General features: G+C 71.1%; 7 protein-coding genes and 2 pseudogenes. 7 read left to right on the top strand and 2 right to left on the bottom strand.

From position 1 onward, the window contains the following. Window positions 1-137: 137 nt before the first annotated feature. On the bottom strand, window positions 138-1,226 hold the full coding sequence (locus D3105_RS15905) for an ADP-ribosylglycohydrolase family protein (protein ID WP_118903852.1): 1,089 nt from the start codon (window positions 1,224-1,226) through the stop codon (window positions 138-140). Window positions 1,227-1,498: 272 nt separating this feature from the next. On the opposite strand from D3105_RS15905, the pseudogene D3105_RS15910 reads away from it, so the two are divergent. The 3 genes and pseudogenes from D3105_RS15910 to D3105_RS15920 form a co-directional block, all read left to right on the top strand. After that, window positions 1,499-2,035, top strand: a pseudogene (locus D3105_RS15910) (VIT1/CCC1 transporter family protein); the annotation flags it as partial. A gap of 437 nt (window positions 2,036-2,472) precedes the next feature. Beyond that, a pseudogene (locus tag D3105_RS15915) lies at window positions 2,473-6,509 on the top strand (glutamate synthase-related protein). Beyond that, the gene (locus D3105_RS15920; RefSeq protein WP_118903853.1) at window positions 6,502-7,962 is read left to right on the top strand and encodes a glutamate synthase subunit beta; all 1,461 of its coding nucleotides are present in this window, start codon (window positions 6,502-6,504) and stop codon (window positions 7,960-7,962) included. Before D3105_RS15915 ends, D3105_RS15920 begins: the two are co-directional and overlap by 8 nt. 172 nt (window positions 7,963-8,134) lie before the next feature. Here D3105_RS15920 and D3105_RS15925 read toward each other — a convergent pair whose 3' ends face one another. Continuing rightward, window positions 8,135-9,043 (bottom strand): rhomboid family intramembrane serine protease, encoded by a 909-nt coding sequence (locus D3105_RS15925; protein WP_118903854.1) that lies wholly within the window; start codon window positions 9,041-9,043, stop codon window positions 8,135-8,137. A gap of 153 nt (window positions 9,044-9,196) precedes the next feature. On the opposite strand from D3105_RS15925, the gene D3105_RS15930 reads away from it, so the two are divergent. The 4 genes from D3105_RS15930 to D3105_RS15945 all read left to right on the top strand — a co-directional run bounded on the left by D3105_RS15930 (window position 9,197) and on the right by D3105_RS15945 (window position 11,651). Beyond that, complete coding sequence (locus tag D3105_RS15930; protein WP_118903855.1) at window positions 9,197-9,949, top strand: vWA domain-containing protein; 753 nt, start codon at window positions 9,197-9,199, stop codon at window positions 9,947-9,949. Further along, window positions 9,946-10,515 carry a HutD/Ves family protein gene (locus D3105_RS15935; RefSeq protein ID WP_118903856.1) on the top strand — a complete coding sequence of 190 codons (570 nt, stop codon included), beginning with the start codon at window positions 9,946-9,948 and terminating at the stop codon, window positions 10,513-10,515. The genes D3105_RS15930 and D3105_RS15935 overlap by 4 nt, the downstream gene beginning before the upstream one ends. A gap of 67 nt (window positions 10,516-10,582) precedes the next feature. Next, window positions 10,583-11,050, top strand: coding sequence for a GNAT family N-acetyltransferase (locus D3105_RS15940; RefSeq protein ID WP_118903857.1), 468 nt, complete (start codon window positions 10,583-10,585; stop codon window positions 11,048-11,050). A 97-nt stretch (window positions 11,051-11,147) separates the two neighbouring features. Further along, complete coding sequence (locus D3105_RS15945; RefSeq protein ID WP_118903858.1) at window positions 11,148-11,651, top strand: pyridoxamine 5'-phosphate oxidase family protein; 504 nt, start codon at window positions 11,148-11,150, stop codon at window positions 11,649-11,651. Window positions 11,652-11,691: the final 40 nt, after the last annotated feature.

Below are 11,691 nucleotides of genomic sequence, written 5' to 3' on the forward strand. Positions count from 1 at the left end.
GTCCCCGGACGCGAGGCCCAGGAGCAGGCCCTCGATCCGGGCGCGGCGGGAGGGGGCGGGGGAGGGGGACGATTCCCTACCCGGCCGGGTGACCCCCGGGCTTCCGGTGGGCCCGGTCGTCGTCTCGCCCGTCGTCGTCATCGCCGCTCCTCATGCTCCGGCTCGAAGGACGCCGCCACCGACGCCATGTCCCGTACGGCGGAAGGTTCGCGGCCGCCGCCCCGCTCCCGGGCCGTCCCCGCCTCCGCGTCGTCCGGGGTCAGCAGTTCCGCGATGTCCAGGACGTGGTAACCGCGCATCGACGGCAGGCAGCTGCCCCGGACCGGGCCGATCGCGCGCGCCCAGGCCGGTGGGATGGCGCTCTCCCCCCGCAGTGCCCCGGCCAGCGCCCCCGCCACCGCAGCCGTCGTGTCGGCGTCCCGGCCCATGTTGACGGCGGTCAGCACCGCCGTACGGAAGTCCCCGCGCGCCGCCGTGAACGCCCCGAACGCCAGGCCCACCGCCTCCGGCGCGAGGTCCGTCCACGGATAGCCGGCGATCACCACCGCCGAGCGCACGGCACGTTCCATCGTGAGCCGGTCGGGGTACGGGCGCTGGGCCGCCGCCACCGCCCGGCGCAGTGAGCGGGCCGTCCAGGAGTCCATCGGGACCACCGAGAGCGCGGCCGCGATCACCGAGGCGAGCCCCGAGCCGACCATGGCCGCCGCCACCCCGGCCGCCACCGCCTGACCCCCGTAGATCCCCTCGCCCTCGTGGCTGACCCGGCCGTCCACCGCGACCAGCCGGGCCGCCTCGGCGGGGCGGCCCGCAGCGAAGACCCCGAAGGGCGCCGCCCGCATCGCGAGCCCGTCGCTCCAGGCGTGCCGGTGCTGGGCCGAGATCGGTGCGGCCAGGCCCCGGCGCAGGTTCTCCAGGGTGCCGCGCTCGCTGAACCCGGCCCCCCGGAACGGGCCCTCGTCGAGGTCGGCGATCCAGTGGTGCCAGGCCCGCTCCACATGGGTGACGTCGAGCGCGGAGCCGTGCCGGGCCAGCAGCAGCCCGGAGAAGATCGCGTACTCCGTGTCGTCGGTTCCCGCCGGGTCGTCGCTCACGAACCCCTCGATCCGCCCCCAGCGGCGGCGGATCTCGGAGGGCCGCAGGTTCTCCGCCGGGGCGCCGAGCGCGTCCCCGACCGCCAGTCCCAGCAGTGCGCCCCTGGCCCGGTCGTGGCCGATGGCCGTGTTCATCGCGTCGCCCTTCCGCTCGTCCGGCGGGTCCGAGCCGCAGTCGGACCGGGTCCGTTTCCGGGCCCTGTCCGCATCTGTCCCACGTGGAGCGTGAAGGGAGGCGGAAATCGCCAGGAAAGGGGCCAGGCGTGTGACGGTCCAGGAAGCTGAGGCTGTCCTTTCTTCGCAGGTCAGAGGGGGTATAGGGCAGCCTTGCCTTGCTGGCGGCGGACCTCCGGACGGCGTACCTTGGACTTTGTCGAAAGTTGAACTCGGTAGGGGAGAAGTGAGCCGTGGCCATCATCGAGACCGACGCCGTTCTGCACGAGGCGCACCGGGACAACCACACCCACCGGGATGTCAACGGTGGCTGGCTGCGTCCCGCCGTCTTCGGTGCGATGGACGGTCTGGTCTCCAACCTCGCCCTGATGACCGGCGTCGCCGGCGGCGCGGTGTCCCAGCAGACCATTGTGATCACCGGGCTCGCGGGTCTCGCCGCCGGGGCGTTCTCCATGGCGGCGGGCGAATACACCTCCGTCGCCTCCCAGCGGGAACTGGTCGAGGCCGAGCTGGACGTCGAACGCCGCGAACTCCGTAAGCACCCCAAGGACGAGATGGCCGAGCTGGCCGCGCTCTACGAGTCCCGCGGCGTGGACGCCCCGCTGGCGCGCGAGGTCGCCCGGCAGCTGTCGCGCGACCCGGAGCAGGCGCTGGAGATCCACGCCCGTGAGGAGCTGGGCATCGACCCCGGCGACCTGCCCTCGCCACTGGTCGCCGCCGTCTCGTCGTTCGGCGCGTTCGCGCTGGGCGCCCTGCTCCCCGTCCTGCCGGCCCGGTGAACGGCGTAACCGGGCCGCCCGAACGGCGCAACCGCCCCGCAACGCGTGTGACGTACGTCTTGGCGCCGCCCACTGGGCGCGACCGGCCCCGCAGCCGTAAAATGAGACGCTATGCAGCGCTACACATAAGTAGCCGTTACTCGGTGGTTTCGTTTCCCGTGCCGCCGGGCAAGAGCCGTAAGCACCGCAGGCAACGACGCCTGCTCTCTGCGACTCCCGGGCGCCGATCGTTCCGACAGCGACCCACCCCCTGGTCGAGCCGGTCACCTCTGGTCACCCAGTCACTTCCGGTCACCATGGTGTCCGTATGTTGGAACAAGCCTTCCGCTTCTTGAGAAGCGCCCCATCATGTAACCTGCACGAAATTTCGCAGAGGGCCAACGTCGTCCCTCGGCACCGCAAATGCCACGACGACGACGGGAGAGCCGATGCGTATCGACGCCTGGTCGCCCATGGACGGTCGCCCCGCCCAGCAGGGGATGTACGACCCCCGTAACGAGCACGACGCCTGTGGCGTCGGGTTCGTGGCCACTCTGACCGGTGTGGCCAGCCATGAGCTGGTCGAGCAGGCGCTGACCGTACTGCGCAACCTCGAACACCGCGGCGCCACCGGCTCCGAGCCCGACTCCGGCGACGGCGCCGGCATCCTCTGCCAGGTCCCGGACGCCTTCCTGCGCGCCGAGACCCCTTTCGAGCTTCCCGAGGCCGGCTCGTATGCCGTGGGCATCGCCTTCCTCCCCGCCGACGACTCCACCGAGTCCGTCCGCACGATCGAGAAGATCGCGACCCAGGAGGGCCTGAAGATCCTCGGATGGCGCGACGTCCCGGTCACCCCCGAACTTCTCGGCAACGGCGCCCGCGCCACCATGCCCACCTTCCGCCAGGTCTTCGTCGCCGACGGCGAGAGCGCTGGCATCGTCCTGGACCGCAAGGCGTTCGTCCTGCGCAAGCGTGCCGAGCGTGAGGCCGGGGTGTACTTCCCCTCGCTCTCCGCCCGCACCCTCGTCTACAAGGGCATGCTCACCACCGGGCAGCTGGAGCCGTTCTTCCCGGACCTCTCCGACCGCCGCTTCGCCTCCACGGTCGCCCTGGTCCACTCCCGGTTCTCCACCAACACCTTCCCCAGCTGGCCGCTGGCCCACCCCTACCGCTTCGTCGCGCACAACGGCGAGATCAACACGGTCAAGGGCAACCGCAACTGGATGAAGGCCCGCGAGTCCCAGCTCGCCTCCAGCCTCTTCGGTCAGGCGCAGCTCGACCGGATCTTCCCCGTCTGCACCCCGGACGCCTCCGACTCGGCCTCCTTCGACGAGGTCCTGGAGCTGCTCCACCTCGGCGGCCGCTCGCTGCCGCACGCCGTGCTGATGATGGTCCCCGAGGCGTGGGAGAACCACGACTCGATGGACCCGGCCCGGCGGGCGTTCTACCAGTACCACTCCGCGATGATGGAGCCCTGGGACGGCCCGGCCTGCGTCACCTTCACCGACGGCGTCCAGGTCGGCGCGGTCCTCGACCGCAACGGTCTGCGCCCCGGCCGCTACTGGGTCACCGACGACGGCCTCGTCGTCCTCTCCTCCGAGGTCGGCGTCCTCGACATCGACCCCGCGAAGGTCGTCCGCAAGGGCCGCCTCCAGCCCGGCCGGATGTTCCTCGTCGACACCGCCGAGCACCGCATCATCGAGGACGACGAGATCAAGGCGTCCCTCGCCGCCGAGCAGCCCTACCAGGAGTGGCTGGAGACCGGCGAGATCGAGCTGAGCGACCTGCCCGAGCGTGAGCACATCGTGCACACCCACGCCTCGGTCACCCGCCGCCAGCAGACCTTCGGCTACACCGAGGAAGAGCTCCGCGTCATCCTCGCGCCGATGGCCCGCACCGCCGGTGAACCCCTCGGCTCCATGGGCACCGACTCGCCGATCGCCGCGCTCTCCGAGCGCCCCCGGCTGCTCTTCGACTACTTCACCCAGCTCTTCGCCCAGGTCACCAACCCGCCGCTGGACGCCATCCGCGAGGAGCTCGTCACCTCGCTGCGCTCCTCGCTCGGCCCTCAGGGCAACATCCTGGAGCCGACCGCCGCAGCGGCCCGCAGCGTCACGCTGCCCTTCCCGGTGATCGACAACGACGAGCTCGCCAAGCTGATACACATCAACGCCGACGGCGACATGCCGGGCATGCGGGCCGCCACCCTCTCCGGTCTCTACCGGGTCAGCGGCGGCGGCGACGCGCTCGCCGCGCGTCTGGAGCAGATCTGCACCGAGGTCGACGCCGCCATAGAGGACGGCGCCCGCCTCATCGTCCTCTCCGACCGGCACTCCGACGCCGAGCACGCGCCGATCCCCTCGCTGCTGCTCACCTCCGCCGTCCACCACCACCTCATCCGCACCAAGCAGCGCACCCAGGTGGGCCTGCTGGTCGAGGCCGGGGACGTCCGCGAGGTCCACCACGTCGCCCTGCTCATCGGCTACGGCGCCGCCGCGGTCAACCCGTACCTCGCCATGGAGTCCGTCGAGGACCTGGTCCGCGCCGGGACGTTCATCGAGAACATCGAGGTCGAGCAGGCCATCCGGAACCTGATCTACGCGCTCGGCAAGGGCGTCCTGAAGGTCATGTCCAAGATGGGCATCTGTCCAACACCGGCGAGGGCGGCGAGGACCCCGAGCGCCTGTACGACCCGGAGCGCCGCTCCTCCATCAAGCAGGTCGCCTCCGGCCGCTTCGGTGTGACCAGCGAATACCTGGTCAACGCGGACGACATCCAGATCAAGATGGCCCAGGGCGCCAAGCCCGGCGAGGGCGGCCAGCTGCCCGGCCACAAGGTCTACCCGTGGGTCGCCAAGACGCGTCACTCGACGCCCGGCGTCGGCCTCATCTCGCCGCCGCCGCACCACGACATCTACTCCATCGAAGACCTCGCGCAGCTGATCCACGACCTGAAGAACGCCAACCCCGGCGCCCGCATCCACGTGAAGCTGGTCTCCGAGGTCGGCGTCGGCACGGTCGCCGCCGGTGTCTCCAAGGCGCACGCGGACGTCGTCCTCATCTCCGGCCACGACGGCGGAACGGGCGCATCCCCGCTCACCTCCCTCAAGCACGCGGGCGGCCCCTGGGAGCTCGGCCTCGCCGAGACCCAGCAGACCCTGCTGCTCAACGGCCTGCGCGACCGCATCGTCGTGCAGACCGACGGCCAGCTCAAGACCGGCCGCGACGTCGTCATCGCCGCCCTCCTCGGCGCCGAGGAGTTCGGTTTCGCGACCGCGCCGCTCGTTGTCTCCGGCTGCGTCATGATGCGCGTCTGCCACCTGGACACCTGCCCGGTCGGCATCGCCACCCAGAACCCGGTGCTCCGCGACCGGTTCTCCGGCAAGGCCGAGTACGTCGTCAACTTCTTCGAGTTCATCGCCGAAGAGGTCCGCGAACTCCTCGCCGAGCTGGGCTTCCGCTCCATCGAGGAGGCCGTCGGCCACGCCGAACTCCTCGACACCGACCGGGCCGTCTCCCACTGGAAGGCGCAGGGCCTGGACCTGGCTCCGCTCTTCTACGTCCCGGAGCTGCCCGAGGGCGCGGTCCGCCACCGCATCGTCGAGCAGGACCACGGTCTGACGAAGGCGCTCGACAACCAGCTCATCAAGCTGGCCGCCGACGCGCTGGGCGCCGAGAGCCCCGAGGCCGCCCGGCCGGTCCGCGCCCAGGTCGCGATCCGCAACATCAACCGGACCGTCGGCACGATGCTCGGCCACGAGGTGACCAAGAAGTTCGGCGGCCCGGGCCTGCCCGAGGACACCATCGACATCACCTTCACCGGCTCGGCCGGCCAGTCCTTCGGCGCGTTCGTGCCGCGCGGCATCACCCTGCGTCTGGAGGGCGACGCCAACGACTACGTCGGCAAGGGCCTCTCCGGCGGCCGGGTCATCGTCCGCCCGGACCGCGGCGCCGACCACCTCGCCGAGTACTCCACCATCGCCGGCAACACCATCGGCTACGGCGCGACCGGCGGCGAGATCTTCCTCCGCGGCCGCACCGGCGAACGCTTCTGCGTCCGCAACTCCGGCGCCCTCGTCGTCTCCGAAGGCGTCGGCGACCACGGCTGCGAGTACATGACCGGCGGCCACGCCGTCGTCCTCGGCGAGACCGGCCGCAACTTCGCCGCCGGTATGTCGGGCGGCGTCGCGTACGTCATCGACCTCAACCGCGACCACGTCAACGTCGGCAACCTCGGCGCGGTCGAGGAGCTGGACGACACCGACCGGCAGTGGCTGCACGACGTCGTGCGCCGCCACCACGAGGAGACCGGCTCCACCGTCGCGGAGAAGCTCCTCGCCGAGTGGGACACCGCCGTGACCCGCTTCAGCAAGATCATCCCGTCCACGTACAAGGCAGTGCTCGCCGCCAAGGACGCCGCTGAGCTCGCCGGTCTCTCCGAGCAGGAGACCACCGAGAAGATGATGGAGGCGGCGACCAATGGCTGACCCCAAGGGCTTCCTGACCACCGGGCGCGAGGTCGCCAAGACCCGCCCCGTGGCCGAGCGCGTCAAGGACTGGAACGAGGTCTACGTTCCGGGCTCGCTGCTCCCGATCATCAGCAAGCAGGCCGGCCGCTGCATGGACTGCGGCATCCCGTTCTGCCACAACGGCTGCCCGCTCGGAAACCTCATCCCCGAGTGGAACGACTACGCCTACCGCGAGGACTGGACCGCCGCCTCCGAGCGGCTGCACGCCACGAACAACTTCCCGGAGTTCACCGGGCGGCTGTGCCCGGCCCCCTGCGAGTCGGCGTGTGTCCTCGGCATCAACCAGCCCGCCGTGACCATCAAGAACGTCGAGGTCTCCATCATCGACAAGGCGTGGGACAGCGGCGACGTCACCCCGCAGCCGCCCGAGCGCCTCTCCGGCAAGACCGTCGCGGTCATCGGCTCCGGACCGGCGGGACTCGCCGCCGCCCAGCAACTGACCCGGGCCGGCCACACCGTCGCCGTCTACGAGCGCGCGGACCGCATCGGGGGCCTGCTGCGCTACGGCATCCCCGAGTTCAAGATGGAGAAGTCGCACATCAACCGCCGCATCGAGCAGATGCGCCTGGAGGGCACCAAGTTCCGTACGGAGGTGGAGATCGGCAAGGACATCGACGCCGCCAAGCTCCGCCGCCGCTACGACGCGGTCGTCATCGCGGCCGGTGCCACCGTCTCCCGCGACCTGCCGGTCCCCGGCCGTGAGCTGAACGGCGTCCACTTCGCGATGGAGTACCTGCCGCTCGCCAACAAGGTGCAGGAGGGCGACCTGACCGTCTCCCCGATCCATGCCGGCGGCAAGCACGTCGTCGTCATCGGCGGCGGCGACACCGGCGCCGACTGCGTGGGCACCGCCCACCGCCAGGGCGCGGCCTCCGTCACCCAACTGGAGATCATGCCGAAGCCGGGCGAGGAGCGGAACGCCAACCAGCCGTGGCCGACCTTCCCGATGCTCTACAAGGTCACCTCCGCGCACGAGGAGGGCGGCGAGCGGGTCTACTCCGTCTCCACCACCCACTTCGAGGGCGACGAGGACGGCAACGTCCAGGCCCTCCACCTGGTGGAGGTCGAGTTCAAGGACGGTAAGCTGGAGCAGAAGCCCGGCACGGAGCGGCGCATCCCCGCGCAGCTCGTCACCCTGGCCATGGGCTTCACCGGAACCGACCAGTCCAACGGTCTGGTCCAGCAGTTCGGCCTGGAGCTCGACCAGCGCGGCAACGTCGCCCGCGACGAGAGCTACGCGACCAACGTCGACGGCGTCTTCGTCGCCGGTGACGCCGGACGCGGCCAGTCGCTGATCGTCTGGGCGATCGCCGAAGGCCGCTCCGCCGCCCGCGGAGTCGACCGCTTCCTGACCGGGACCAGCGCCCTGCCGGCGCCGATCCGCCCGACGGACCGGTCCCTGCTGGTCTGAGCACCACCCGGGTTCCCCCTGGGCCACGCGGCCCGGGGGCACCCCCTTGATACGTCCCGTACAACGGCGTACGGAACTGAACGCGGCGCCCGCCTGTCCCCGACCGGACTCAGTGGGCGCCGTGGCGCGTCCGGGGCCGGTTCCTGTCGCCGTCCCGGACGCCTCGGCCGGTTCAGCCCGTCAACGCCGAGGTTCTCACCACCACCGCCACCGCGAACAGCCCCAGCAGTACCAGTCCGCCCGCGAGCTGGAGGGGCCCGGTGCGCAGCTTCGCAGGTGCGTAGGCCAGCCCGTACGTCACCAGTGCCCCGGTCAGCAGCCCGCCCAGGTGCCCCTGCCACGAGGTGAACAGCGCCGAGAGCACCATCCAGATCAGGAACCCGGCCATGAACCGGTTGACCGCCGCCATGTCATGGCCGAGCCGCCGGTGGATGACCCAGTACGCGGCGGCCAGACCGAAGACCGCACCGGAGGCGCCGACGGTCGAGGTGTCCGGGGCCAGCAGATACACCAGCACCGAACCGCCCACCGCCGACAGCAGATACAGCGCCAGATAGCGGGCCCGGCCGAGCTGCCCCTCCACGGCCCGGCCGATGTTCCACAGCGCGAACATGTTGAACAGCAGGTGCATCACCCCGAACGAGGCGTCCGGCGGCAGGTGCAGGAACGCCCCGGTCACCAGCCGGTACCACTCGCCGTCCGCGACGCCCGTCAGCTCGTACCCCGGGAAGGTGTCGCCCCGGTAGTAGTACTGCTCGCCGTCCGGGCCGGTGAGCGCCGCCCCGAGCACCGCGAACCGGTCCACGATCTCCGGCCGGACCACCTCACCGAGGTAGGCGAGCACGTTGAGCGCGATCAGGACGTACGTCACGACCGGCGCCGTCGCCCGGGACACCGTACCGCCGAAGACCGTACGGGGCTGCCGCACCGAACGCCGGCCCTCCTTCACGCACTCCACGCACTGGTGGCCGACGGAGGCCTCCCGCATGCAGTCCGGGCAGATGTAGCGGTCGCAACGGGTGCAGCGGACATACGCCTCGGTGGACGGATGGCGGTAACACGTGGTGGCGGCGGCCTCCATGGCCGGCTCCTTCACTGGGGGTGGGCAACGGGGCCGGTGGGGGCGGCGGCGATCAAGATAGCGAACCGGGGTGACGGGCCGTGTGCCCGGGGCCCGGCGGTGGCCTACGCTCGGACTCCGCGGAACGCGGAACGCCGAGTGGGGGGAGCCGTCATGCACGGTGTGGACACGGCCGTGGGCAGCAGCGGCCCGGCCATCAGCCTGACCAAGGTCCAGGAGACGGCTCCGGCCCTGGTCAGCCTGTACAAGAGCGCCGGGGTCTCGCTGGAGAAGCACGGCCTGAACGGTCACCGCGCGGCCGTCTACCTCGTCATCGACTACTCCGGGTCGATGAAGCCCTACTACCAGGACGGCAGCGTCCAGGCGCTGGCCGACCGGGTCCTGGGCCTCTCGTCCCACCTCGACGACGACGGCACGGTCCCCGTCGTCTTCTTCTCCACCGACGTCGACGCGGTCACCGACATCGCCCTCGACAACCACCACGGCCGGATCGACAAGATCGCGGCGGGCCTCGGGCACATGGGGAAGACGAGCTACCACCTGGCGATGGACGCCGTCATCGACCACTACCTCGACAGCGGCTCCACCGCGCCCGCCCTGGTCGTCTTCCAGACGGACGGCGGCCCGATCAACAAGCTCGCCGCCGAGCGCTACCTCTGCAAGGCCGCGAAGCTGCCGATGTTCTGGCAGTTCGTCGGCTTCGGCAACACCCGCAGCAGCCAGTTCGACTTCCTGCGCAAGCTCGACGAGCTGGCCGTACCCGCCAAGCGGCCCGTCGACAACGCCGGGTACTTCCACGCGGGCCCCGACCCCCGCAAGGTCCCGGACCGCAAGCTGTACGACCGGCTCGTCGCCGAGTTCCCGCTCTGGCTGGCCGCAGCCCGCGAGCAGGGGATCGTCCGGTGACCGTACGGATCCTGCGCGCCGCCGAGCTGACCCCCGCCCCCTGGAAGAACGGCGGCGGTCTCACCCGGGAGATCGCCACCGGCCCCGAGGGCACGGAGGCCGACGCCTTCGACTGGCGCGTCAGCCTCGCGGACGTCACCGCCGACGGGCCGTTCTCCGTCTTCCCCGGGGTGGACCGCATCCTCACCGTGGTCGAGGGCGCGGGCATGGACCTCGTCGTCGACGGCGAGCACCACATCGTGGACGAACCCCTGTGGCCGCACGGCTTCCCCGGCGACCTGCCCACCGAGGGCTTCCTGCTGGGCGGGCCCGTCGTCAACCTCAACGTCATGTACCGCAGGGCCCGTACGCGGGCGGAGACCGCCGTCGTCTGCGGCACGGTCCGCCTGCTGCCGCCGGAGGGCGGCACGGTGCTCGCCGTCTCCCTCGACGACGGCGCGGAGCTGGAGGGCGGGGACGACGGTGTCCGGCTGGGCCGCTACGACGCGGTGCTGGCGGCCGGGGAGCCGCCCGGGATCCTGCGGACGATGGGCCAGGCGGTGCTGGTCACGTTCTCCCGCACGTGACCGACCGGCCCTGGGCGGGCCGGAAACCCGGCTGCCGATCTCCCCGTCGCAAGATACGGTCCCACTCATGCCCGAGAACGTATCCGGAAGCACCGTGATCCGCCGTTACGCCGCCGCGGACGAGAACGCGGCGATGGACGTCTGGTCCCGTGCCGGCGCTCTGGCCCACCCCTTCATCCCCGACGAGGGCGAGGGTGAGCGCGCCCGCAAGATGCGCGAGATCTACCTCGTCCACGCCGAGAACTGGGTCGCCGAGACGGGCGGCCGGGTGGTGGCCCTGCTGGGACTCCTGGACGCCGAGATCGGCGGCCTCTTCGTGGCCCCGGAGACACAGGGCACCGGGGTGGGCCGGCGCCTGGTCGAGCACGCGGCGGCGCTGCACGGCTCATTGACCCTTGAGGTGTACGAGAAGAACACGGGGGCTCGTGGCTTCTACGCGCGGATGGGTTTCGTGGAGGAGAGCCGCCGCGTCGACGAGGAGTACGACGAGGTGATGCTGAGGCTCACCCGGCAGGCTCCGGAGAACCACGCCTGAGGCGGTGAGACGGTGCGGCGGTGGCGTCCGGCTCGCCGGGATTCGCCCGCATGTCGCGCACAAACACCGACAGGAGTTGTCGGGTATCCGGTGTTGCATGGCGTCCATGACGTCTTCTTCACCTTCGCACGCCCCCGCCTCCTGGGACGGCTTCGCCGCCGCCGAGCCCGAATTCGCCGACATTGTGCGAGCCCGCTTCCGTCTCTACAAGCACCATGTCCTCGCCACTCTGCGGAAGGACGGCTCGCCCCGGGTCACCGGTCTGGAGGCCGACTTCCGCTTCGGTGAGCTGCTGCTCGGCATGATGCCCGACTCGCTCAAGGCGCTGGACCTGCGCCGCGACCCGCGCTTCGCCCTCCACGCCAACCCGGGCCCCGACGCCGAGATGAACGACGGCGACGTCCGGGTCAGCGGCCGGGCCGTGGAGATCACCGACCCGGAGGTGATCGCCCGCTTCATCGAGGAGGCCACGCCGCCCGAGCCTTTCCACCTCTTCCGTACGGAACTGACCGAGGTGGTCCGTATCGGGCTCGACAACGACGAGCTGGTCATCCGGTCCTGGCGGCCGGGACAACCGCTGCGCACCGTGCGCCGGAAGTGACAGGAGCCCCTGAGGCCGGGCGGACCCGGCCGCAGGGGTG

This window comes from Streptomyces globisporus (assembly GCF_003501885.1).
In the GTDB taxonomy this organism is placed as follows: Bacteria; Actinomycetota; Actinomycetes; order Streptomycetales; family Streptomycetaceae; genus Streptomyces; species Streptomyces globisporus_D.